We start from the raw sequence: 24,312 nt of genomic DNA, 5'->3' as shown, positions 1-24,312 counted from the left end.
TGATTAATTGTTGGGCAATCGTATGCAATGCCTGTGCCAAGGGGAATAGTTCTGCAGGAAATCGCCCTTGGATGCGTCGATTCTTCTCAGTCCATGCTGCGGGACGGAAATATGTGCCTATTCTGGCATCAAGCTTGCTTGGTTGGCATCCGGTATTCGGAATACGTCAACGGAGCTTCAGTAACATGCGCACCCGATATTCGATTCTCCTAGCCGCTTTGGCGCTTGCCATCGGCGCAGGCTGGAGCGCCAAGCCGGCGCAAGCCGAATCCGTGGTGCGCTACGGAATCTCGATGGCGGATATCCCGCTCACGACCGGCCAGCCCGATCGCGGCGCCGGTGCCTATCAATTCACCGCCTATACGATCTACGATCCACTCGTCGCCTGGGAGATGGACGTGGCCGACCGGCCGGGAAAGCTGGTGCCGGGCCTCGCCACGGAATGGAAAGTCGACGACAAAGACAAGACCAAGTGGCGCTTCACGCTGCGCAAGGGCGTCAAGTTCCATGACGGCAGCGAGTTCAACGCCGACGCCGTGATCTGGAATCTCGACAAGGTGCTGAACGACAAGGCACCGCAATTCGACAAGCGGCAGAGCGCGCAGGTCAAGACCCGCCTGCCCTCGGTTGCGAGCTATGCCAAGATCGACGATTTCACCGTGGAGATCACGACCAAGACGGTCGACTCTTTCTTCCCCTATCAGATGCTCTGGTTCCTGGTCTCGAGCCCCGCGCAATATGAAAAGCTCGGCAAAGACTGGGACAAGTTCGCCAGCCAGCCCTCCGGCACCGGCCCGTTCAAATTGACCAAGCTGGTGCCGCGCGAACTCGCCGAGCTCACCAAGAACGACGATTACTGGAACAAGAAGCGCATTCCGAAGGTCGACAAGATGGTGCTGATCCCGATGCCGGAAGCATTGACCCGCACCAACGCGCTGCTCGCGGGCCAGGTCGACCTGATCGAGACGCCGGCGCCGGACGCCGTGCCGCAGCTCAAGGCCGCCGGCATGAAGATCGTCGACAACGTCACCCCGCATGTCTGGAACTATCATCTGAGCGTATTGCCCGGCTCGCCCTGGACCGACATCCGCCTGCGCAAGGCGCTCAACCTCGCGATCGATCGCGATGCCGTGGTCGGGCTGATGAACGGACTGGCAAAACCTGCCAAGGGCCAGGTGGACCCGTCGAGCCCATGGTTCGGCAAGCCGAGCTTCGACATCAAATATGATCTCGCCGCTGCCAAGAAGCTGGTGCAGGAAGCCGGTTACTCCAAGGAGAAACCGCTGAAGACGACCTTCATCATCGCCCAGGGCGGCACCGGACAGATGCTGTCGCTGCCGATGAACGAATTCCTGCAGCAGAGCTTCAAGGAGATCGGCATCGACGTCGACTTCAAGGTGGTCGAGCTCGAGACTCTCTATACACATTGGCGCAAGGGCGCAGCCGACGAGATGAACGCCGGCATCACCGCCAACAACATCGCCTATGTGACCTCGGACCCGCTCTACGCGATCGTCCGCTTCTTCCATTCCGGCCAGATCGCGCCTGTCGGCGTCAACTGGGGCGGCTACAAGAACCCGAAGGTCGATGCGCTGATCGACGAGGCCAAGCAGACCTTCGACACCACCAAGCAGGACGAGCTATTGGCGCAGGCGCATGCGCTGATCGTCGACGACGCCGTGCTGGTGTGGGTGGTGCACGACACCAACCCGCATGCGCTCTCGCCCAAGGTGAAGACCTTCGTGCAGGCGCAGCACTGGTTTCAGGACCTGACGCAGATCGGGCTGGAGTGACTCTGCCGTAGATAGCGTTGTCATTCCGGGGCGCGCGCAGCGCGAGCCCGGAATCCACCGGACCGCAGGCGATGGCGGAAAAATGGATTCCGGGTTCGATGCTTCGCATCGCCCCGGAATGACGTCGCGGAGTCGTAGGGCGGGCAAAGCGCAGCGTGCCCACCATTTCATGCGGTGTCCGTGATGGTGGGCACGCTTCGCTTTGCCCACCCGCGCTACTTCGTCAAGAGCGCAAACGCGCCGTTCCAATCTTCCGGGGGCGGGTTCTCGAGAAAATGGCGGATGCGGGCTTCGTAGAGATTGTACAGACGCTCCAGCGCATGGCCCTCGTCGGTCTTGCGGCCGCGCTCGATCGCGGCGAGCGCGCCTTGCCAGTCGCGGCCGCGGTAGCAGGCCAGCATCTCGATCGTGAGATTGCGCAGGCGCTGGAAGCGTCCGGACTGCGCGATGTCATCGCGGCCGGCAATCGCATAGATCACCTCCGGCTCCTTCTTGCCCTTGACCATGATGAAGTCGAGTTCGAGGATCGCGAACTTCTCCTTCGCGGCGAGTGCAGTCTGCGACCCCACGATGATGGGAAAACCGTATTCCTTGGACTGTCCCTCCAAGCGCGAAGCGAGATTGACGCTGTCGCCGAGCACCGAATAGTCGAAGCGCAGGTCGGAGCCCATATTGCCGACCACGCAGACGCCGGTGTTGAGGCCGATGCCGACATTGAGCGGGATGTAGACGTGGCCGCCGGCGTCGGCCTCCTCCTTGCGCAGCCTGTTGAGCTCATTGATGCGCTCGAGCATGTCGATCGCGGCCTCACAGGCGTTGATCTCGTGCTCCTTGTCGTCAAGCGGCGCGTTCCAGAACGCCATGATCGCATCGCCCATATATTTGTCGATCGTTCCCTTGCGGGCGAGGATCGCATTGGTGAGCGGCGTCAGGAAGCGGTTCATCAGGGCGGTCAGTCCCTGCGGATCGTGCTTGTAGGATTCCGAGATCGTGGTGAAACCGCGGACGTCGGAGAACATGATGGTCATTTCGCGCTCCTCGCCGCCGAGCACGAGTTTCTCCGGCGATTGCGCGAGCTGTTCGACCAGCGCAGGCGACATGTACTGGGCGAATGCGCCGCGGATCTGCTTCCGCTGCTGCTGCTCGCGGACGAAGCTGGAGAAGATCAGCGTGAGATAGATCGCCGTGGTCGACATCAAGGGATAGGTGAAATCGATCAGCAGGCGGTGCTGCGTGTAGAAATACCAGGAGGTGCCTATCAGCGCGGTCGCGAACACCGCACCTAAGCCGACCAGCGTGATCGGCCCGAACAGCGGGGCGAATGCAATCACGAGCAGGCCGAACACCAGCGCGGTCGCGAACTCGAACGCGATGCCGTAGTTCGGCTGCGACACGCTGGCTCCGCTTAGCGCGCTCTCCAGCACCTGAGCATGAATCTCGACGCCAGGCATCGCGGGCGTGACCGGCGTGGTCTTGATATCGTTCAGCCCGACCGACGAGGTGCCGATCAGGACCAGCTTGCCCTGGATCCTCTCCGCCGGCACCCGCCCGTGCAGCACGTCGACCGCCGAGACGTAGATCGAGGGGTCAGCCTGGGCGAAATGCACCCAGAGCTGGCCGTTATGGTCGGTCGGAATCCGCAAGCCGCGGAGCGAGAGGCTCTTGATTCCGGCCTCGTCGGTATCGACCAGCACGGTGCCGGAGCCGGTCGCGACCCGCAGCACCTCGAAACTCAGTGACGGCATGGTCGCGCCTTGCGCCAGCATGATCATCGGCACGCGGCGGACGATGCCGTCGCGCTCGGGCCTGATCGTGAACAGGCCGCGGCCGGCGGCGGCCCCTTCCAGCACGGGGACGTTGCGCAGCAGGCCGGGGAAATCGAACATGAACGGCTGCGGCTCCTCGCCCTTCATGGCGAGCGGCGTCAGCGGCAGCGACTTGTCGAATTCGGCGACCACGAACGGCAGGCCGGAGGCGCCCAGCACCACGCGCGACTTGCCCATCGCCTCCGCCAGGATCTGGTCGTTGCTTGGCAGCGCCCGCAGCTTCGCTCTGGTCTCCTCGTCGAGATTGCGGATCGTGTCGGCGGCGGCATCCGGATTGAGCCGATCAGGCTCGGAGAACACGATGTCGAAGGCGACCACGACCGCGCCAAGCTTGGTCAGGTTGGTGACGAGATCGGCGATCAGCGTGCGCGGCCAGGGAAACTGGCCGAGCTCGGACAGGCTCTGTTCGTCGATATCGACGACGGTGACCGGCCTGATCGTCTTGACCCGGGGCTCGACGACCTGGAAACCGTCAAACGTCCTGACCCGAAGTTCCTCGATCGGCGGGGGATCGAGCACCCTGAGCGCGGCAAAGCCGATCAACAGCGCAACGCAGGCGAGCCGCGCGTAGCCGAAGCGCCGCTTGAACCACCTTCGCAATGCCTTCAGCCGCCTCATACCGTCTCGATATCACGCCCGCGTCGATTGATCACGCCGGGAGTTCTCCACGGGTGCGGTGCACCCAGGCGTGCGGGCCGGTTCGGTCAGACGCTGCCCGGCGGAAGGATGAAGTCGTTGGCGTGCAGTTGGGCCAGCGCGACGTTCTTCAGCAGGATGGTGTTGTGATCGTTGCCGTCGAGGTCGATCTGCACGTCATGGCCGTTCGGCGCGGCCGCGACGTGATCCTGGAACCAGGCGTTAGAGCTCTCCTGAGAGTTCGGATCGAAGGCGACATAGTCTAGCTCGATCTTGTCCTGGCCCGGCGTGAAATCGCCGATCGTCGCGTGGCCCATGGCATTCTGCTTGAAGACGAAAGTGTCGTTGCCGCTACCACCGAACAGCGTGTCGTTGCCGCCACCACCGGAGAGGATGTTGTTGTGGCCGTCGCCGATCAGCGTGTCGTCGAAAGCGGTGCCGCGCAGGTTCTCGATCGAGGAGAAGATGTCGCCTTCGGCCGCGGTGCCGGAGGTCGCACCGGTGAGCAGGTTGACGCTGACGGGACCGCTTGCGTGCGAGTAGTCCACAGTGTCGCTGCCCGGATCGTTCGGGCCGGCCGGACCGCCGAGGCCGTTGAAGACATCGGGATGATTGCTGGCCAGGAACACGTCGGGGCCAACGCTGCCGACATAATTGAAAGCGACAGCGCCGAAGACGTTGCCGACCGTGCCTGTTCCGGCAGACGGGCCGGCGCCGGACGGAGCGCCTTCTCCGGTGGGATTGAAGACGGCCTGAACGTTGATGTTCCAGCCATGGGTGCTGACCAACAGGTGCTCCGGCGTGGCCTGGCCCGGGTCTGTTGTGCGGAAAATATCGATTTCGTTGATGATGTTGGAGAAGGAGCTCGTCTGCGGATCGTAGCTGTAACCGCTTCCGACCATCTCGAATGTGATGCCTTTGTCGAAGTTGACGACGAAGGCATGAATGCCGTCAGTGCTAGCGAACTGGCTCGCCGCCAGATCGTCGTAGAACGAGCTGAAGTCGTAACCGCTGGGCGTGTGCACGCTGACCGCAACCGGCGTCACCACCTGGTCGGAATCGACGTGATCGACGACCACGGCCTGGGTCTGCGCCGGCGTGGTTGCGGAGGTGTGGCTGCCATGAACGACGCTGGTGGCCGTCACGGTCAGCGAGAATCTTCCGCAATAGTCCGGCGGCGTGGCGAGGGTCAGGTTGCCGCCGAGGTCGGCGGCGTCGATCCGCCACGTATCGTCGACGGCGTTGTAGACGCCGTGATTGAAGATCGATCCGACCGGCGCGCCCGATATCGTGACATAGGTCTCGTCGGGATGGGTGTCGCCGGCAATGGAAACGGCGATCGGGACGATGATCGGGGTGTGCTCCGGTCCCTCGACCTGATCGAACGTGCCGTTCGGGCCGACCGTCAGCATCGGGGCGACCGCGGTCTCGTAGTCCAGCGTCAAGTTCGCCGTCGAGCTCGCGCTCAGAGAGCCATCGGAAGCGGTGTAGGTGAAGCTGACCGGGCCGGCATAACCCGGGGCCGGCGTGTAGGTCCACGTGCCGTTGTGATTGTCGACGAGACTGCCGCCGCCGCTCGCAATACTGAGGCCGGTGATCGAGAGCGACTGGCTGTCGACATCGCTCATGCCAGCCAGAAGATCGGAGGCATGGATCACGTAGGATGCGTCTTCGGTGCCGCTCGCCAATGTCACCGGCGTTGCGACCGGCGCATCGTCGGTGCCGGTGATCGTCCACGACACCGAGGCCGGCGTGGTGGCGTGGCCGTCGGATACGCCATAGTTGACCGTCACCGTTGCGTGCTCACCTTGAGCCAGATGCTGGTAGGCGGCAACGCTCGGATCGAGCGTGAAGGAATGCGTGGCCGCATTGTAGCACACGCCCGCCGGCAACTGCGTCGGAACGTTCACAACCGTGAGCGTATCCTGGTCGGAATCGGACGCGTTGGCGAGCGCGTTGAGCGTGCTTTGGCTGCCATCTTCCGTCACTGATCCCGTGACAACGCCCGAGACCACCGGCGCGTGGTTGCCGATCTCGTTCAGCGTGACGGATACGGTTTGGGTGAGCGTGCCGCCGTGACCGTCGCTGATCACGACGTTGAAGGTCTCGACCTTGCTATGACCCGGTAAGCCGTCGAGCGCCTGCCGCACGGCGGCGGGATCGGCGGTGTAGGTCCAGACGAATTGCCCGCCGACACCGCCGATATCGGATAGCTTGACCAGCGTCAGCGTTCCCAGCGCAGTGCCGCTGCCGGTATAGCTGCTGGTGGCGGTATGGACATCGTTGAGGTCGGGATCGGCGAAATTGATCGTGCCGGTCGCGGTGAGACCCACCTCGCCGTTGTGCACCTCGAACTGATCGACGCCGTCGATGCCGGTATTGCCGTCGGTGGTCGGAAGGGTGAGCAGCGCGTCCTGGTTTCCGGATTGCGGCAACTCGTAATAATGCTTGCCGTCGCCGGCCGAATAACCGGCGCGCGCCGGGGTGCCGCCAAGGCCGTCGGAACCGCCGCTGGCGTCACCCGTGGTCCAATCGATATCGCCGTAGCGATACTGGATGTCGAAATTGCCGTTGCCTTGGCTGATCAGAACGAGCTGGAACGAATTCAGCTTGTCCGTTCTCTGATCGAAATAGCCGACATCATCCCAGGTGATGGTCATGACGCCGTCGGCCGCGTCGAGATCGTAATAGACGCTGCCATGGCCGCGGGTATCGACGTCGGCCCAGAACACCGCAATGATCGGATTGTTCAGGCCCGCGTCGATCATGCTGGGCGTATAGGCGTCGGTCGGCGAGCGGAAGGTGATGTTGCCGTTATTGTTGATGTAGAGCGAGGTGTAGTGATGGCCGAAGAAATTGATGCCTTGCTCGCCGAACACCGTGGTGATGTCGATCGCGCCGGAGGAATTGTCATCGCCGGGGTCGAGCGCGACCTCGCCATAACCATGCGCTCCACCCTGCGCTCCGGGAAGGTCCTTGATCAGGCCCGACCCCAGAAGTTTCGCGGCAACCTCCGGGCTGACATGGTCATACCCGCCGTTTGCGACGGCCACGTTGATCACGCCGCTCGTCACCGTTCCGGCCGCCAACATCGGCGCATCGTTGACATTGGTGAAGGCAATGCTGCCCGCCTTCACATTGGAGAGCAGTTCTCCGTCGCTAGCCTGGATCGAGAACGTCGGCGCGGCCTCGCAGCCGTCGTGAACGAAGCGGACGTGGCCTGCGGCGAGATCGGCCGATGTGAAGCTGGCGGTATTGATCCAGCCTTCGCCACCCCACACCTGGAACTTGCCATGCGTGACATTGGTGACCGTGAAGGTGAAGCTGGAATCGTCGAGGTCGGTGACGTTGATGTTCGCCGGCGTCAGCACCACGACGCCGCCCTCGGACACCGCGAGCGTGGCGTCGTGAACGACCGGAGGTGTGTCCGCCACCGGGATGGTCGGCGGAACGGCATTGTGGACGCCGATCGTGATCGGGATGGTCGTCGTGCCCCCATTATAGGTAAGCTTGATCAGGAATTGCTGGGTCGCCGTGTCGCCATAGACCAGCGCGCCAAAATCCGATTTGTTCTCGGCGAACGTCCAGTTCACGAAGTTGCCGTCGGCGCTGAAGCTCGCGTGCAGCAGACCGGTCGGATTGCCCGCCGCGTCGGTGACGGAGATCGAGACGTCGTTGATTCCCCCGGTGATGCCGAATTTTCCGCTTGTCGTCAGGACCGACCCCGAGTTGGCGGTCTGCTCGACGATCGCGTTGCGGCCCGAACTCGGATCGACCACGAAAATATCGCCGCCAGGCCCGTCCGCGGTGGAAAGGTTCGACGCGTTACTGCCGAAGGCGATGAACAGGCCGCCGGCGCTGATGGTTGCGCCGAGGTTGGAGGCAGCGTTACCGGACGCCCCATCGGCCGCGGTCGACACCAGCATGATCTTCGGATGGGCGGGATCGGTGAGATTGACCACATAGGTATCGGCAACCGAATTGTGGTCGTTCGACGTCAGCGCGGCATCGCTCGCGAAGATGATGAAATGGCCGTCGGGGCTGATGACGGGGTTGTAGCTGCTGCCGCCCGGGTTCGAAGTCTGGAAGACGATCTGGTGGGTCTGCAGGTCGTAGAGGTAGATTTCCGAGTGCCCGTTCGCATCGGCGCTTTGATAGACGACATAGCGGCCGTCGGCGCTGAGCGAGGCTGCGCTCGCGCCGACCCCCTGCGCGGTGTCCGCGATCGTGCTGATGACCCCGGTCGACCTATCATAGACGTAGAGATGGCCCGAGCTGCCTTCGGGATCGGCACCCCAGAACGCAACCACATGGCCGTCGGCGCTGATCGCCGGCTTCAGCAATGATCCGCCGGCGCCGGCATCGGCGGGCGTGATCGTGGTGAGGACGTGTCCCTGCCGATCGTAGACGATGATATTGCCGCCGTTCTCGACCGCGATCCTGCTGCCGTCGCCGCTGACCGCAGGCGAGGTGCCCACGCCGATCTGTATCGTCGTGTGGTACTGCGCCGAAGACGGATCGTTGTTGTAGAGGAAGATGACGCCGCTGGAGCTTTGATAGACGACGGAGTGGCCATCCGAGCTGATGGTCGGCGAACCATAGATGCTCCCGGGGGGCGAGATCACGATGGTGACGCCGGTCGCGCGGTCGAACAGATAGATGACGCCGTCAGGATCATAAGTGACGAACTGCCCGTCGGCGCTCATCACCGGCCCGAAATGATCGCCAGTGCTGGTGGTGGAGATCCTGGTGACCGTTGGCGGATTGACGACGAACGGGATCGACGGCTGCGACCCGATGGGCTGGGTGGGCTGGTTGTTCTGCTGCCCCGGAAGGCCCTGATCAAACAATGCCTGATTTGATGGACCGCCCGCGCCGGTTCCGTTGCCCGTATCCATCAGGACGGAAAAGGTCTTGGTGGAGCCGATGTTGCTGCTGTTGATGGTGGTGTTGAGCGCCGAGCGGAATTCGGTTGCCGGCGAATTGGGCGAGGTCGAGCTGCCAAGGTGCGCAAATTTCGTCTGCGGATTGGCGTTGTTCTCGGTGTGCTGCGGCAGGTTCGGGTCGATCGCCTTCTGGATCTCGTAGGTATTGAGCACCGCCTGGAAGGTCGCGAATTCCTGCGCGATCTCCGCTAGCGTCTTGGCGCTTTCCCGCGCGATCAGCTCGAAAGCCGCAGTCGGCGTCAGCGTCAGGATGCTGCCATTGCTGGTCACCGTGCCGATCAGAACGCCGCGCGTGTTGAAGACCTGGACAGCATGGACCTGGTTGTCCTGCTGATCGACGACGGAGATCTTCACCGTGCCGTCGACCGAGGAGATGTCGAGGATGACAGCGGTGCCGCGGATCCCCATGGTCGCGATCGGGGTCGCGACTTTCATGTCGCCGCTCCTGGCGACCTGGCCGGCGACGAAGCTGGCGGCGCCCTGCACCAGCGTGATCAGCGACGAGTTCGAATTGCTGCTGGCGTCATAGGTGAGCTCGTTCAGCATCAACCGCGCATTGGCGTTGAGGTTGAACGTGGTGCCGTCCTTCAGGACGAGGCCGAGCGTAGAGTCGCTGCCGGTCTGCACCACGTCGCTCTGATAGACCGCTTCGCCATTATGCAGTTCGACGGTGACGCCGCTGCGCACCACGCTGGCACTGCCGGTCATCTTGGCGATATGGCCGACCAGCTCTGCCGCCGGCGGCGCTCCCGCCTGCGCGTAAACCGTGTGCCCGGTCAGCGCGTCGACGACCTTCGGATCCAGCGACGCGCCCTCGGGGGAAACCAGCATCGGGTGCTTGTCGCCGTGGAAGTAGTTCGGCACCACGACGCGATGCAGCTCGTCGGTGATGACGAGATCGTTGCCGGATTTGTGGAAGTTGCCGGAGAACAGAAGATGCGCGTCAGGAACAGTAAAGCTGTCCGCGTGGCCAGCGCGGAACGAAAATGAATCAAGATCGATATGCGCGTTGGAAAGAAACCCCAGCCCACTCGACGCAACTGTGTCGTCGTACTTCAATGCCCCCACCAGAAATAGTTAATAAAAATGTAAATTTCCTTAGCCAAACCTACACATATCATTAGGAGAAACCACGCGAAAGCACGCACACCGAGTGCGAGACCCATCGGCAGCGTCGTCGGGAAGCCTTCGTCCAGCCTGGCGCGAAGCGGATTTGATCCGGCGCGTGCTGGTGCAAGAAGAACGCATGGAGCCCCATTTCAATTTGCAGAAAATTTTAGTGAATTCAATTACTTATTTCGAAGGAAGGATATTTCCGACTGCTGGCCATCCGCCCAACCTGAGCAACGTACACCGACGTTCGGGCGCCCAATGTGATGTAGATTACGGATCAAGGGAAAAGCTGCCCCGTTAGTCATATGTTCAGAAAGACCGGCCGCCTGATGCGTCCGACGACTTTAGATGCTGTTGCGCCAGCCCCGCCTGCGGACGCGCGCCTATTAAGCCAACATCAAGGATAAGACATCATTACCCCCGAAAAGGTTCGACCGCCGAGGTTGGCAAGATCGATAAAATTTTCGACGCTTTGGCGAGGCCGGCTTCAGCGTCTTCCGCATTTCTCCCGCTCGTCCGCATCTCCTTAAACAGATCGCAAGCGCTCTCGCACGATCCTCTTCCCACGAAACGATCTGGTCACGCGCTGGCGAAACGCCGCCGAGGCCCGGACAGGGGTGTCAGATGGGAATGTTCGGTTACGCGGGCGCGCTGCGCGCGCTCATGTTCGCCTTTGCTCTGCTTTGGCTTGCACCGGTGGCAGAGGTCAGCGCGGGGACGCTGCTGTCGCCGGGGGGCGCGGTCCTGATCAAGAAATCGATCGAGCCGTTCGGGCGCGCGACAGCCATCCTCTCGGAAGGCGGATTGCGCGACAAATGGCTCAGCCTGCAGCGCCGGCTCGCCGATGATCTGGTGCAGCTTGCGCTGTGCGAGGGCGACCGCGAGAGCTGCGTCTCGCCGGCCGCGCTGAAATTCCTGGCCGTTATCGACGGCGCGAAGGCCACAGAGGGCCGCGCCCGGCTCGGTGAAGTCAACCGCGCCGTCAATCTCGCGATCAGGCCCGCGGACGATCTCGTGCAATATGGCGCGATCGACGTCTGGGCTTCGCCGCTGATGACCTTTGCGAACGGCACCGGCGATTGCGAGGACTATGCCATCGCCAAATTCGTCGCGCTGCGTCTGGCCGGCATGGCGCCGGAGGACCTGCGAATCGTCATCATGCATGACACGCTCCGCGGCGAGGATCATGCCGTGGCCGCGGCCCGGCTCGATGGCCAGTGGCTGACGCTGGACAACCGCCGCATGATGATGGTGGCCGATACCGACGTCAGGAACTACCGGCCGACTTTCGTGGTCGATGAAGCGGGCGTCCGGCGCTATGCCGACATGCCGCTGGTGGCCGAGGCGGCGTTGCGTTATCCCGCGGACTAACCAACCGTCATTGCGAGGAGCGGAGCGACGAAGCAATCCATCTCTCCGCTCGTGGCAGCATGGATTGCTTCGCTCCGCTCGCAATGACAGCGATACTCAAAACGACAGGCTGTCCTTCGTCAGCACCCAGCGGCCGTTCTTGATCTGCTGCACCTGCGTGATGGTGTTGGCGAGGTGGTCGTTCCTGGAGAACTTGGTCGGCGGCGAATTGAAGATGTCGAGAAACTTTTCGCCCGACTCCAGCGAATCCAGCATTTTCTGGCCGGTCAGATCCTTGCCCGCCTTCTGCGCATAGAAGGCAAACGTCATCACCGCGTTGTAGCCGATGATCGCCTGCGTGTTGGCGTCGGTGCCGAACATCTTCTTATAGTTGATAAGCCAGTCCTTCACCTTGCCCTTGGCGGTGTCCTCATAGGGGATCTCGAACCCGGACGCCGCATAGAGGCCCTCCACCGCTTCCTTGCCGAGCGCCGGCACTTCGAGCACGTTGGTCGGCGTCGCGCCGAGGAAGGTCACCTCCCAGCCGAGCTTCCTGGCTTCGTTCATCGCGCCGATGGTCTCGCGGATTACGGTGCCGAGCACGACAAGGTCGCAGCCATCAGCCTTCATCTTGGCGACCTGGGCGCTGAAGTCGGAGGCGCCGCGCTTGTAGCTTGTGATCGAGGCCGGCTGCAGCTTCATCGCTGCGAGCTGCTGGGTGAAGCCGTCGAGCACGTTTTTGCCGTACTCGTCATCCTGATGCATGATGCAGGGCTTCTTCGGGTTCTTCTCCTCCACCATGTATTTGAGCGCGGCGCGCGTGCTCTCGACATAAGGCAGCAGGTTGTTGAACTTCAGCCGCTCCTGCGGCTTGCTCGGATCGAACTTGAAGGTGAATTCGGCCGCCGTCAGCGGGAAGAGCTGGAGCACCCCGGCGTCGAACAGTACATCCTGCGCGGCCAACACGGTCGGCGACCCCATCGGGCCGATCATCGCGAAGATCTTATCGCGTTCGACCATCTTCTGCGAGGCCAGCACGGCTTTCTTCGGGTCGTAGCCATTGTCCTCGAGGATCATCCTGATCTTGCGGCCGTTGATACCGCCGCTCGCGTTGATCTCCTCCACCGCCATCTTCATGCCGTTGGAGACCGGCACACCCCAGACCTTGATCGGCCCGGACAAATCCTGATGGGTGCCGATGACGATCTCGTTCGCCGAGATGCCTTCATTGGTGACCTTGGTTTGCGCTGACGCCGGCAGGTGGGTCAGCGCCAGCGCACCCACCGCAAGGCCCAATGCCTTGAACGCTTTCGACATAATGATCCTCCTCTCCATGGCCCATATCGAGCGAAGGACCGGGCCTGTTTGGGCTCCCTCGCCTTTTCTTCACCTCGCCCCGCTTGCGGGGAGAGGTCGAAATTCAAGCGCAGCTTGAATTTCGGGTGAGGGGGAGCTTCTGCGAATCCGTCTGTCACCGTCTTCGCGGATAGAGCCCCTCACCCCGACCCTCTCCCCGTAAGAACGGGGAGAGGGAGTAATAAGCCGTGCCTAGGCGACCGCGCGCTCGCCGTACATCGCCTCGATCTCGGCGGCATAGCGTTTGTTCACGAAGCTGCGCTTCAGCTTCATTGTCGGCGTCAATTCCTCATCCTCGGGCGTGAGCTGGCGCTCGATCAGATAGAATTTCTTGATGGTCTCCACGCGGGCGAAATTGGCATTCACGGCCTCGATCTCGCGGTGGATCAGGTCCTGAATCTCCCGCGCGCGGCATAGGCTCGCGTAATTGGTGAAGGGGATGTCGTGATCCTGGGCGTATTTCTCGACATTCTCCTGGTCGATCATCACGAGGCAGGTGAGGTACGGCCGTTTGTCGCCGATCACCACCGCATCCGAAACATAGGGCGAGAATTTGAGCTGGTTCTCGATTTCCGAGGGCGTGACGTTCTTGCCGCCGGAGGTGATGATGATGTCCTTCATCCGGTCCGTAATCTTGACGTAGCCTTCATTGTCGATGGTGCCGACATCGCCGGTATGCAGCCAGCCTCTGGCGTCGATAGTCTCGGCGGTCTTCTCGGGCTGGTTAAGATAACCCATGAACAGGAATTCGCCTCGGATCAGGATCTCGCCCTTCGGGCAGGTCATCACCTCGCCCCAGGGCGCGGCCTTGCCGACTGAGCCGAGCTTGATGCGCTCGGTCGGCATGATGGTGGCAACGCCGCAATTCTCGGTCTGGCCATAGACCTCGCGCATGTCGATGCCGAGCGCGAGATACCAGCGGATCAGGTCGGGCGCGATCGGCGCGGCGCCGGTGAGCGCTATCCGGCAGCGGTCGAGCCCGAGCATGCGGCGGATGTTGCGGAACACCAGCCAATAGGCCAGTTGGTTGGCAAAGCGCAGCGGCAGCGGCGGCGTCTCGCCTTCGAGCCGATAGTCGGTCATGCGATAGCCGGCCGCCATCGCGCGGCGATAGACCCAGTTCTGGAACGGGGTCGCATCCTTCAGCGCGATGGTGATGCCCGAATACATTTTCTCCCACACCCTGGGCACGGCGAGGAAGGCGGTCGGTTGCACTTCGCGCAGATTGTCCGGCACGGTTTCGGGGCTTTCGGCGAAATTCATCACCGATCCGAGCGCGACCGAGACGTAGTAGCCGCCGACGCGCTCGGCGACGTGACACAGCGGCAGGAACACCAGCCGCTCCTCGTGATCGGTCGACGGGTAGAGGTCATTGGCGTGGCGCATCTGATGCGTCACGCTGCGGTTGGCGTGCATCGCGCCCTTCGGCGGGCCTGTGGTGCCGGAGGTGTAGACGAGGATCGCAAGATCGCTGCTGGTCCGGCTTGCGATCATCTCGTCCCACAGCGCCTCATTGTCCTGCGCATGATTGCGGCCCAGCGCGGTGAATTCGGCAAGCGACATCACCATCGGATCGGAGAAGCCGCTCAGGCCCTCCATGTCGAAGACGACGATCCGCTCCAATGTCGGGCAGCGCGCGCGGCAGGCGAGCAGCTTGTCGAGCTGCTCCTCGTCTTCGGCGAAGACCACGCGGGTACGGGAATCATTGATGAGATATTCGACCTGGGCCGGCGAGTCCGTCGGGTAGATGCCGGACGAAACGCCCCCGGCGCAGAGGATGCCCATATCGGCATAGACCCATTCCGGCACCGCGTTTGCGATGATGGAGGCGACATCGCCGGGGCGAAAGCCGATGGCATGCAAGCCGTAGGCGATGTCCTTGGAGATCTGCAGCCACTCGCGCCAGCTTGTCGGCTGCCAGATGCCGAATTTCTTCTCGCGGATCGCGGGCCTGTCGCCGCGCGTCTCCACCGCCAGCAGAAAACTTTTCGCGATCGTGTCGGCGACCGTCAGCACCGCCGGTCCGGCCATGCCCGTTCCCTCCTCTCGTCGCCTGTCGCGACCGCCGGCTTTTGCGCCGATCTTTCCGCGACAGGCCTTCAATTTACCGCCAAGTCCCTCTCAACGCCATGTTTTCTTCTTTTTCCAACGTCGCTCCCCCCGCGCACCCGTCTCCTTGGCGCCGAGATAGAACTCCTGGATATCCTTTGAATGCATCAACCGCTCGCAGGTGTCGTTCATCACGATACGGCCGATCTCCAGCACATAGCCATAATGCGCCGTCTCCAGCGCGACCTTGGCGTTCTGTTCGACCAGGAGGATCGACATGCCCTGCTCTTCATTGACCCGGCGGATGATGGTGAAGATCTCCTTCACCAGGATCGGCGACAAACCGAGCGATGGCTCATCGAGCAGCAGCAGCGTCGGCCGGTTCATCAATGCCCGCCCGATCGCAAGCATCTGCTGCTCGCCGCCGGAGAGCTGGCCGGCCGGCTGATCAATGCGCTCTTTCAGCCGCGGGAAATAGCTGTAGACGCGCTCCAGATCGTCGGCCACGCCGTCGCGGTCCGTGCGCGGATAGGCGCCCATCATCAGGTTCTCGCGCACCGACAGGAACGGAAACACCTCCCGCCCTTCCGGCACGTGGCTCAAACCCAGCCGCACGATCTTGTCGGCCTCCATGCGCTGGATCGGCCTCCCCAAGAATTCGATCGAGCCCTTCTGCGGATCGAGGATGCCGGAAATCGTCTTCAGCACCGTGGTCTTGCCGGCACCATTCGCCCCTAGCAGCGTGACGATCCTGCCGCGGGGCACTTCCAGGCTGATGCCGCGGATCGCCATGATCGGCCCGTAATAGCTCTCGACGTTGCTGAGCTTCAGGATGGTCTCGGGCGTGACGGAGGCGATCATGGCGTCATGCTCCGAGATAGGCCGCGACGACGTCGGGATGCTGCTGCACGTCCGCAGGCGAACCCATCGCCAGCACGCGGCCGTAGTTCAGCGCGATGACGCGATCGGAGACACGGTTCACCAATGTCATGTCGTGCTCGACCATCAGCACGGTGATGCCGAGTTCGGATCTCATGTCGCGGATCCAGAACGACATGTCGTCGGTCTCTTCCACGTTCAGTCCTGACGATGGCTCGTCCAGCAGGATCAGCTTGGGCTCCGAGCACAGCGCACGAGCGAGTTCGATTACCTTGCGCACGCCGTACGGCAATCCGGAGATCAGCTTGTCGCGATAGGGCTCGAGATCGAGGAATTCGATCACCTGTTCGACGCGGCGGCGATGCACCTTCTCACTCGCGCGCACGCTCGGCAGGAACAATAGCTCCTGCCAGAGCTGCGTGGTGGAATGACGATGACGGCCGACCAGCAGATTGGAAAGCACCGTCGCATTCTCGAACAGTTCGATGTTCTGGAAGGTGCGGGCGATGCCGAGCTTGGCGATGTCGTAGGCCGGCTGCTCGGTGATGTCCTGATCCTCGAAGAAGATCTTTCCGGAGGTGGGCGGATAGATCCGCGAGATCAGGTTGAAGATCGAGCTCTTTCCCGCGCCGTTTGGCCCGATGATCGAGAGGATCTCGCCCTTCTCGACCGCGAAGCTTACGGCATCGACCGCCTTGAGGCCGCCGAAGTGAAGCGAGAGATTCTCGGCGCGGAAATAGCTCATCGGTTCCGCTCCGACTTCACATAGATCTTCTGCCGCTTGAAGGTGGCGCGCTTGTAGAGCGGGAAGAGCTGGAAGAAGAGCTTGATCTTCAGCCAGCGGCCGTAAAGACCGAGCGGTTCGAACAGCACGAACAGCACGATGATGATGCCGTAGATCGCGCCCTTCAGGCCATTGGCGGAGGCAAACGCGGCGACTGAGTTCTGGATATGCGCGGCGCGCTCCTGGCCGGCGCCAAGCGTCGCAGCAAGGCCTGCGATCACGCCGGGCATGTCGTCTTTCAGATAGGTCAGGAACGGATCGATCATGACAAGGAAGATCGCGCCCAGCACCGCGCCGTGCAGGCTGAAGGTGCCGCCGATCAGAATCACGATGATGAACTCGATCGAGAGCTGCAGCGTGAACATCTCCGGGCTGATGAACGAGAGCTTGTGCGCGAACAGCACGCCGGCAAAGCCGGTGATGGCGGCGCTGATGGCAAAAGACTTCACCTTGTAGAGCGAGACGTTGATGCCCATGCTGCGCGCCGCCGTCTCGCTGTCGCGGATCGCGACGAAGGCGCGGCCGGTCGGCGAGCGCAAAAGGTTCAGCGAGCCGACGATAGTTAGCACCAGCACCGCAAGGCAGAGATAATAGAAGGTCGGCCCGTCGCGCGGCACTGCGGTGCCCAAAAAATAGAGTGTCTTGACCCGCATGCCCTCATTGCCATGGGTCACGCTCTCCCAGCGCGCCAGGATCTCCTCGACGATGAAGGCAAAGGAGATGGTGGCAATGACGAGATAGATGCCCTGCAGCCGCAGCGCCGGAAATCCGACGAGCGCGCCGACCACGCCGGTGAGCAGCCCGGCGGCCAGGAAATAGACCGGAAAGGGCACGTTGTACTGCTGCAGATAGGCAGCGGTGTAGGCGCCGATCGCGAGAAACGCCGCGTGCCCAAGCGAGGCTTGCCCGGTGAAGCCGGTCAGGATCAACAGCCCCACGCCGACGGTCGCATAAATGCAGACGAAGACGAGCTGGCTCATCAGATAGCTCGAGAGCACGTGCGGCGCGATCAAGAGCAACGCCAGCAACAGGCCATAGGAGAAGATGTAACCCGAATGCGGGAACAGTTTGATGTCGTCTTCGTAGTCGGTCTTGAACAGGAACCGCATGCTGCTCAAACCTTCTTGCGCACGTGAAGGCCGAACAGGCCTTCGGGCTTCAGCAGCAGCACCGCGAGCAGCACGATATAGGGTGCGACGTCCTTCCAGCCTTGGGGCAGATAGAAGCCGGCCATGCTCTCGATCACACCGATCAGCACGCCGCCGACCACAGCGCCAGGGATCGATCCGAAGCCGCCGAGGACGGCGGCCGGAAACGCCTTCAATCCCAGCACTAGGCCGACATTGGAGTGAATGAACGTAATCGGCGCCAGCAGCACGCCGGCGCAGGTGGCGACCGCCGCCGAGATCGCCCATACGATCGAAACCACGCGCTTGACCGGGATGCCCATGTAATAGGCGGCCAGCATGTTCTCCGAGCTCGCCCGCATCGCGGTGCCAAGCGTGGTGCGGTTGAAGAACAGATAGAGCAGCGCACACAGGATGATCGTCGCCGCGATCACCGACAGCTTGTCGTAGGCCAGCACGAGGCTGCCGATGCGCAGGACGCCCTGGCTGAACGGCGTCTCGATCTTGAAGTCGTCTGTCCCCCAGATGATGCCGGCGACCGAGCGCAGGAAATAGCCGAGCCCGATGGTCGCCATGATGACGGAGAACTGCGGATAGCCGAGGATCGGCCGCACCACCACCCGCTCCGCCAGCATGCCGAACAGCGCCATCGCCGCCACCGCGCCGGCAAAGCCGATCCAGTAATTGAGGCCGAGCATGCCGATGAAGGTGAAGGCGAAGAAGCCGCCCAGCATCATCAGGTCGCCCTGGGCGAAATTGACGACCTCGGTTGCCTTGTAAACGAGCACGAAGCCGAGCGCGATCAGGCCGTAGACGCAGCCAAGCGCAACGCCGCTCACGAGCTGCTGAACAAAGTCCAGCATCGCCTTCCCTCCCCGATGCACGGCAATTCTTGGCGACCGCTCGTTGCATCCCGCTTCCGCCCCCTCTTTTCGGGAGCGCTGGAAGCTGTCTATGTCCGGCGGCGATTTGAGCGCAAAGCAGGAACCAGAGTCAACAAAGCGCTGCGCCTGCCCTCTGGCATAATTGCGCAGAAATGCCGCAGCCGAACGTTCCCGCGCATTGCCCGCGATTTGCGGCCTGCGATTCACCGCGCCGAAACGCTTTTCGGCCCATGGTCCGCAACCAGACATCAACCTGGACCGTCCCCACATCATGCCATCAGATGCGCCAGCACTCGGAGTGCGAGGGTTAACCAAGCGTTTCGACCGGCCGGCGGTCGACGCGCTCGATCTCACCGTGCGCCCCGGCGAGTTCTACGCGCTGCTCGGGCCGAACGGCGCCGGCAAGACCACGACGCTGCGAATGGTCGCCGGCCTGCTCAAGCCCGACGCCGGCTCGGTATCGATCTTCGGCATCGATGCCCTGTCCGATCCGATCGCCGCCAAGCAGATCCTGGCCTGGGTGTCGGATGAGCCGATGATCTACGACAAGCTCACCCCCCTCGAATATCTCGAATTCGTCGCCGGCCTCTGGGGCATCGATCCCCGCCTTTCCGAACGCTCAGCCCAGGACCTCCTCGTCTCGCTCGGGCTCGAGCCGCATCTGCACGAGCGCTGCGAGGGATTCTCCAAAGGCATGCGCCAGAAGGTGGCGCTCGCCGGCGCGCTGGTCCACGACCCGCGCCTGATCATCCTCGACGAGCCGTTGACCGGCCTCGACGCGCTCTCCGCCCGCCACGTCAAGGGCCTGTTGCAGGAGCGCGTGCGCGCCGGCTCCACCGTGATCATGACCACGCACATCCTTGAAGTCGCCGAGCGCATGGCCGACCGCATCGGCGTCATCGCCAAGGGCAGGCTCGTGGCCGAAGGCACGCTCGCGGAACTGCGCCAGCGCAACGGCCGCAACGACACCAGCCTCGAAGACGCCTTTATCGCCCTGGTCGAGACCGAGGCGGCCGCCGCATGAGTTCGGCGACCGACCTCACCTGGTTCGCCCGGCACGAAATCCGCCTCGCCTGGCGCGAATGGCTGGCGATGATGACCGGCCGACAGGGCCGCCGCAAACGCGCGGTGATCGGCCTCGTCATTTTCGCCGCCATCCTGCATTTGCCGGCCTATGCGGTGGTCGGCCGTTTTGCCAACCTGACGCTGCCGCTCGACAAGTCCGCGCTGATCGTGATGTCGTCGACGATCTTCCTCGCCTGGGCGCTCATCCTCTCGCAGGCGGTCGAATCGGTGACGCGGGTATTTTACGCCCGCGCCGACCTCGATTTGATCATGTCCTCGCCGGTCCGGCTCACCAATATCTTCTCGGTCCGCATTGCCGCCATCGCACTGCAGGTCACCGGCATGGCGCTGTTGTTCTCGACGCCCTTCCTCGATGTGCTGGTGGTCAGCGGCGGACCGCGCTGGCTCGCCGCGTTCGGCGTCGTCATCGCGATCGGTCTTTCGGCCGCGGCGGTCGCCACCGCCCTCACGGTGGCGCTGTTCCACCTGATCGGCCCGCGCCGCACCCGCCTGGTAGCGCAGGTGCTGGCCGCGATCATCGGCGCCGGTTTCGTCATCGCGCTGCAGATCGCCGCGATCCTCTCTTACGGCACGCTCTCGCGTTTCGCCGTCCTGACCTCCGATACCGTGGCTGGCTTCGCGCCTGATGCCGGCAGCATGCTGTGGTGGCCGGCCCGCGCCATGCTCGGCGACGGCGAGGCGCTCTCGCTCCTGCTCGTCTTCAGCCTGATGCTGCTCGGCGTCGTGATCGTGGCATTCTCGCCGCGCTTTGCCGACGCCATCATCAGCATCTCGGCGAACCCGGCGATGGCCAGCCGAAAGGCCAAGCTGCGAACATTCCAGCGCGGCTCGCGCCAGCAGGCGCTGCGCTGGAAAGAGTTCATGCTGCTGCGGCGCGACCCCTGGCTGCTGTCGCAGAGCCTGATGCAACTGCTCTACCTGGCACCGCCGGCGCTGATGCTGTGGCGGAGCTTTGCCGATGGCTCCGCCGGCCTGACGCTGATCACGCCCGTTATCGTGATGGCAGCGGGCCAGCTTGCCGGCGGCCTCGCCTGGCTGACGATATCGGGCGAAGACGCGGCCGAACTGGTCGCGACCGCGCCGCTGTCGCCCTCGCAGGTGATCCGCGCCAAGATCGAGGTCGTGCTGCTTTCGATCGCGCTGGTGGTTGCGCCGTTCGTCATCGCACTGGCGTTCGCCTCGGTGCTGCAGGCGGCTGTCACCGCGCTCGGCGTGACCATCGCCACGATCTCGGCCGCCACGATCCAGCTCTGGTTCCGCGTGCAGGCCAAGCGCAGCCAGTTTCGCCGCCGCCAGACCTCCTCGCGTGTCGCCACCTTCGCGGAAGCCTTCTGCTCGATCGGCTGGGCGGCGACATCGGCGCTCGCGCTGGCCATGCCGATCGCGGCCGTCATCACCGGCGCCATGACGCTGGTAGTGCTCGCCACGACCTGGAAGATCAGCCCGCGGCGGGAATGAGCGTCGGCCTCTGTTCATGCGCGCGTTGCAAATGTGACGCGGGGCGATGCGACCAAGCCGGCATGACGGCAGCCGGTTTCGACGGTAGAGTAGCGAGGACGTCACCGCCGACGGACCTTGCCCATGTTGCGATCGATCCTCGCCGCCCTTGCCCTGCTCGGCTTCCTCAGCATCGCGGCCCATGGGCAGGACGCCCAGCGCAGCGAATGCCTGGCGATGGCCAATGCACCGCCGCGCGCCACGCCGGTCAGCCTGCGCCGCGTCGCCAAGGCCGACGAGGTCGGGATCACCTATGCCGGGCACTCCACCTACTACATCGATACCCCCGGCGGCATCCGGATCGCGACCGACTACAATGGTGCCTACCGCACCGGCCGCCTGCCTGATGTCATCACCATGAACCGGGCGCATAGCACGCATTACACGCTGTTTCCCGATCCGAAGATCCCGCATGTGCTGCAAGGCTGGGGCGAGAACGGTCAGCCCGCCCATTATGCGATGCGGATCGGCGATGTCTTCGTCCGCAATGTCACCACCGACATCCGCCGCACCTATGGCGAGGACTCCGGCGGCGAGATGATCAAGGACGGCAACTCGATCTTCATCTTCGAGGTCGCCGGCCTCTGCATCGGCCATCTCGGCCATTTGCACCACAAGCTCGACGAGAGCCATTTCGCGGCCATCGGCCGGCTCGACATCGTGATGGTGCCGATCGACGGCACCTTCACCATGTCGCTTTCCGGCGTCTCCGAAATCACCAAGCGGCTGCGCGCCGCCGTGGTGCTGCCGATGCACCGCTTCGCCACCCCGCTCGACGAATTCATGCGCCTGATCGGCCAGCAGTTCGAGATCGACCAGCGCAGCGAGCGGACGCTTAAGATTTCGCGCGACACGCTGCCATCGACTCCGACGGTGATCATCCTCGACGGCGTGTAGTTCACCTCGCCCCGCTTGCGGGAGAGGTCGAAATTCAAGCTTCGCTTGAATTTCGGGTGAGGGGGAGCCTCCGCGCACATCGCTACCATCGTATTTGCGGAGAGGCCCCTCACCCCGACCCTCGCCCCGCTTGGGGGGAGAGGGAGATCCTCGCTTACGCCCACTCGCCTTTGCGGAACACGGGGACGCGGCTGCCGTCGGTTCTGACTCCATCGATGTCGGTCTGGCTGGAGCCGATCATCCAGTCGATATGGATCAGGCTCTGGTTGCCGCCTTGCGCTGCGATCTGCTGCGGGGTCAGCTTGTCGCCGTCGATGAAGCATTTCGAATAGCACTGGCCGAGCGCGATATGCGAGGCGGCGTTCTCATCGAACAGCGTGTTGAAGAACAGCAGTCCGCTCTTGGAGATCGGCGAGGAGTGCGGCACCAGCGCGACCTCGCCGAGGCGGCGCGCGCCCTCGTCGGTGTCGAGCACCTTTTTCAAGACTTCTTCGCCGCACAAGGCCCTGGCTTCGACGATCCGCCCTTCCTCGAACCTGACCTGGATATTGTCGATCAGGGTGCCCTGATAGGACAGCGGCTTCGAGCTCACGACGTGACCGCTGACGCGGCGGCAATGCGGGGTGGTGAAAACCTCTTCCGTCGGGATGTTGGCGTTGCAGGTGACGCCGTTCTTGGCAACCGATGCGCCGCCTTCCCATTCATGGCCGTCGGCGAGCCCGATCGTGAGATCGGTCCCCGGTCCCGTATAGTGCAGCGCGTGGAAGCGCTGGCCGTTCAGCCATTGGGTTCGCTCGCGCAAGACTGCATTGTGCTTCTCCCAGGCGGCGACCGCACCGTCCTGGTCGACGCGGGACGCCGCAAAGATCGCGTCCGCCAGCTTCCCCACCGCGGTCTCCAAGGGATCGTCAGGAAAAACCTGCTTGGCCCAGGACGCGCTGGGATAGGCGATGATGTTCCAATTGACCTCGAAATTGACGATCTTTTCCAGCGCTGGCTGATAGGCGACCGAATTGGCCTTGCTGGCGCGCGCAACCTTGGTCGGGTCCTCGCCCGACAGCAGCATCGGGTTGTCGCCGACCACCGCCAGCCGCGCGGTGTTGGCGGAGAACGCCTTTGCCATGCCCTCATAGAGCCAGTTCGCCGCGCGATCGAAACCTTCATTATGGCCATGGCGATAGCGCGCCAGCGTGACCTCTTCGTCGGAGAGGATCGGCGTGACCAGGCCGGCGCCGGCCTTGTAGGCATGCACCGCGAGCCGCCGCACCAGCGGCAGCGCCGACGACGGCGCAGTCAGGAGCAGGTCCTGTCCCGGCTGCAATCCGAGCCCGACCTTGATGGCGACTTCGGCGAGGCGGTCGAGCTTTTCGGGATCGATTGCGGCGGAAGGGTTGCGTTGCGATGCGGTCATTCGGGATCCTTGAAATCGGTGGCTTTAGCAGAGATAGGCGATCGGCGCGGGCCCTTCAACGTTTCACCGAGGACAGCACCCGGTCGACCATTTCGGATGGAAGCCCGGGACGACGTGGGGAGAGCGGACCCGTAGGATGGGTAGAGCGAAGCGAAACCCATCAACTTCGGCGGCAAGGGGCACGAATGATGGGTTTCGCTTCGCTCTACCCATCCTACGATTGTCGTCCCCGCGAAAGCCGTAGGGTAGCCCACCATCCAGTGCTGTACTCGCGATGGTGGGCACGCTTCGCTTTGCCCACCCTACGGCGTCGCCGCAAGTCATGATTCAAATTTCAAACAGCAGTGGGGATGTGAGTTCGCGTTCTCGCGGCGAGTCACGCCCGAGCTTTGCGTTCATTCCACCCTCTCATTGAACAGAGGGCGCAGGGAAAGCCGGGTGCCGGTTGCACCCGTGGGTCCCGTGCAACAAAAAGCACGGGGGTAGGACCACAGGTTCAACCGAAGCATTCCGGCTTTCCCTGCGCGATGGTTTTACGGTTTCCTTCGTGCTCTTCCCGGTGACCGGGCTTTCTTGCCACCGTCACTTCGTTAGAAGCTTAGCGCCAGCGTCGGGGCGCCAGAACCACACGACTTCACCGTCCGCCGGTGTTGCGTTCGTCTCTCGCAATACCTGCGT

14 protein-coding genes are annotated in these 24,312 nt (G+C 63.0%); 5 read left to right on the top strand and 9 right to left on the bottom strand.

Features of this window, described 5'->3' with window-relative positions:
- The first annotated feature begins 185 nt into the window (after positions 1-185).
- Positions 186-1,793 carry an ABC transporter substrate-binding protein gene (locus ACZIRK_RS10465; protein WP_130225842.1) on the top strand — a complete coding sequence of 536 codons (1,608 nt, stop codon included), beginning with the start codon at positions 186-188 and terminating at the stop codon, positions 1,791-1,793.
- 215 nt (positions 1,794-2,008) lie between these two features.
- Here the strand turns inward: ACZIRK_RS10465 and ACZIRK_RS10460 are convergent, their stop codons facing one another.
- Positions 2,009-4,237 (bottom strand): CHASE2 domain-containing protein, encoded by a 2,229-nt coding sequence (locus tag ACZIRK_RS10460; RefSeq protein ID WP_130225841.1) that lies wholly within the window; start codon positions 4,235-4,237, stop codon positions 2,009-2,011.
- A gap of 86 nt (positions 4,238-4,323) precedes the next feature.
- The gene (locus ACZIRK_RS10455; RefSeq protein ID WP_130225840.1) at positions 4,324-10,260 is read right to left on the bottom strand and encodes a cadherin-like domain-containing protein; all 5,937 of its coding nucleotides are present in this window, start codon (positions 10,258-10,260) and stop codon (positions 4,324-4,326) included.
- Between the two features lie 678 nt (positions 10,261-10,938).
- Here ACZIRK_RS10455 and ACZIRK_RS10450 point away from each other — a divergent pair.
- Positions 10,939-11,685, top strand: a complete 747-nt coding sequence (locus ACZIRK_RS10450; protein ID WP_165435206.1) for a transglutaminase-like cysteine peptidase — start codon at positions 10,939-10,941, stop codon at positions 11,683-11,685.
- 96 nt (positions 11,686-11,781) lie between these two features.
- Here the strand turns inward: ACZIRK_RS10450 and ACZIRK_RS10445 are convergent, their stop codons facing one another.
- From ACZIRK_RS10445 to ACZIRK_RS10420, 6 genes are all read right to left on the bottom strand, one after another.
- On the bottom strand, positions 11,782-12,981 hold the full coding sequence (locus ACZIRK_RS10445; RefSeq protein WP_028167790.1) for an ABC transporter substrate-binding protein: 1,200 nt from the start codon (positions 12,979-12,981) through the stop codon (positions 11,782-11,784).
- 231 nt (positions 12,982-13,212) lie between these two features.
- Positions 13,213-15,051, bottom strand: coding sequence for an AMP-dependent synthetase/ligase (locus ACZIRK_RS10440; protein ID WP_130225838.1), 1,839 nt, complete (start codon positions 15,049-15,051; stop codon positions 13,213-13,215).
- A gap of 90 nt (positions 15,052-15,141) precedes the next feature.
- The gene (locus tag ACZIRK_RS10435; RefSeq protein WP_463327342.1) at positions 15,142-15,930 is read right to left on the bottom strand and encodes an ABC transporter ATP-binding protein; all 789 of its coding nucleotides are present in this window, start codon (positions 15,928-15,930) and stop codon (positions 15,142-15,144) included.
- A 4-nt stretch (positions 15,931-15,934) separates the two neighbouring features.
- Positions 15,935-16,693, bottom strand: a complete 759-nt coding sequence (locus tag ACZIRK_RS10430) for an ABC transporter ATP-binding protein (protein ID WP_028167787.1) — start codon at positions 16,691-16,693, stop codon at positions 15,935-15,937.
- Positions 16,690-17,841, bottom strand: a complete 1,152-nt coding sequence (locus ACZIRK_RS10425) for a branched-chain amino acid ABC transporter permease (protein ID WP_130225836.1) — start codon at positions 17,839-17,841, stop codon at positions 16,690-16,692. The genes ACZIRK_RS10430 and ACZIRK_RS10425 overlap by 4 nt, the downstream gene beginning before the upstream one ends.
- Positions 17,842-17,846: 5 nt before the next feature.
- Positions 17,847-18,722: a branched-chain amino acid ABC transporter permease gene (locus ACZIRK_RS10420; protein WP_130225835.1), complete on the bottom strand. Its 876-nt coding sequence runs from the start codon at positions 18,720-18,722 to the stop codon at positions 17,847-17,849.
- A gap of 292 nt (positions 18,723-19,014) precedes the next feature.
- Here ACZIRK_RS10420 and ACZIRK_RS10415 point away from each other — a divergent pair, with 292 nt between their 5' ends.
- From ACZIRK_RS10415 to ACZIRK_RS10405, 3 genes are all read left to right on the top strand, one after another.
- Entirely contained in the window at positions 19,015-19,767 is a 753-nt protein-coding gene (locus ACZIRK_RS10415) for an ABC transporter ATP-binding protein (RefSeq protein WP_130225834.1), read from the top strand.
- Entirely contained in the window at positions 19,764-21,287 is a 1,524-nt protein-coding gene (locus tag ACZIRK_RS10410) for a permease (protein WP_130225833.1), read from the top strand. Before ACZIRK_RS10415 ends, ACZIRK_RS10410 begins: the two co-directional genes overlap by 4 nt.
- 123 nt (positions 21,288-21,410) lie before the next feature.
- On the top strand, positions 21,411-22,223 hold the full coding sequence (locus tag ACZIRK_RS10405; protein ID WP_130225832.1) for an MBL fold metallo-hydrolase: 813 nt from the start codon (positions 21,411-21,413) through the stop codon (positions 22,221-22,223).
- A gap of 154 nt (positions 22,224-22,377) precedes the next feature.
- Here the strand turns inward: ACZIRK_RS10405 and ACZIRK_RS10400 are convergent, their stop codons facing one another.
- On the bottom strand, positions 22,378-23,634 hold the full coding sequence (locus tag ACZIRK_RS10400) for an aminopeptidase (RefSeq protein ID WP_130225831.1): 1,257 nt from the start codon (positions 23,632-23,634) through the stop codon (positions 22,378-22,380).
- Positions 23,635-24,312: the final 678 nt, after the last annotated feature.

The sequence above is a fragment of the Bradyrhizobium sp. Leo114 genome, assembly GCF_055229415.2.
The sequence above is the reverse complement of the archived record's forward strand: the minus strand, read 5'-3'. Positions and strand labels throughout refer to the sequence as shown.

Coding starts and splice junctions, on each gene's coding strand:
- ACZIRK_RS10465 (WP_130225842.1), top strand. CDS start 186: ATGCGCACCCGATATTCGATTCTCCTAGCCGCTTTGGCGCTTGCCATC.
- ACZIRK_RS10460 (WP_130225841.1), bottom strand. CDS start 4,237: ATGAGGCGGCTGAAGGCATTGCGAAGGTGGTTCAAGCGGCGCTTCGGC.
- ACZIRK_RS10450 (WP_165435206.1), top strand. CDS start 10,939: ATGGGAATGTTCGGTTACGCGGGCGCGCTGCGCGCGCTCATGTTCGCC.
- ACZIRK_RS10445 (WP_028167790.1), bottom strand. CDS start 12,981: ATGTCGAAAGCGTTCAAGGCATTGGGCCTTGCGGTGGGTGCGCTGGCG.
- ACZIRK_RS10440 (WP_130225838.1), bottom strand. CDS start 15,051: ATGGCCGGACCGGCGGTGCTGACGGTCGCCGACACGATCGCGAAAAGT.
- ACZIRK_RS10435 (WP_463327342.1), bottom strand. CDS start 15,930: ATGATCGCCTCCGTCACGCCCGAGACCATCCTGAAGCTCAGCAACGTC.
- ACZIRK_RS10430 (WP_028167787.1), bottom strand. CDS start 16,693: ATGAGCTATTTCCGCGCCGAGAATCTCTCGCTTCACTTCGGCGGCCTC.
- ACZIRK_RS10425 (WP_130225836.1), bottom strand. CDS start 17,841: ATGCGGTTCCTGTTCAAGACCGACTACGAAGACGACATCAAACTGTTC.
- ACZIRK_RS10420 (WP_130225835.1), bottom strand. CDS start 18,722: ATGCTGGACTTTGTTCAGCAGCTCGTGAGCGGCGTTGCGCTTGGCTGC.
- ACZIRK_RS10415 (WP_130225834.1), top strand. CDS start 19,015: ATGCCATCAGATGCGCCAGCACTCGGAGTGCGAGGGTTAACCAAGCGT.
- ACZIRK_RS10410 (WP_130225833.1), top strand. CDS start 19,764: ATGAGTTCGGCGACCGACCTCACCTGGTTCGCCCGGCACGAAATCCGC.
- ACZIRK_RS10405 (WP_130225832.1), top strand. CDS start 21,411: ATGTTGCGATCGATCCTCGCCGCCCTTGCCCTGCTCGGCTTCCTCAGC.
- ACZIRK_RS10400 (WP_130225831.1), bottom strand. CDS start 23,634: ATGACCGCATCGCAACGCAACCCTTCCGCCGCAATCGATCCCGAAAAG.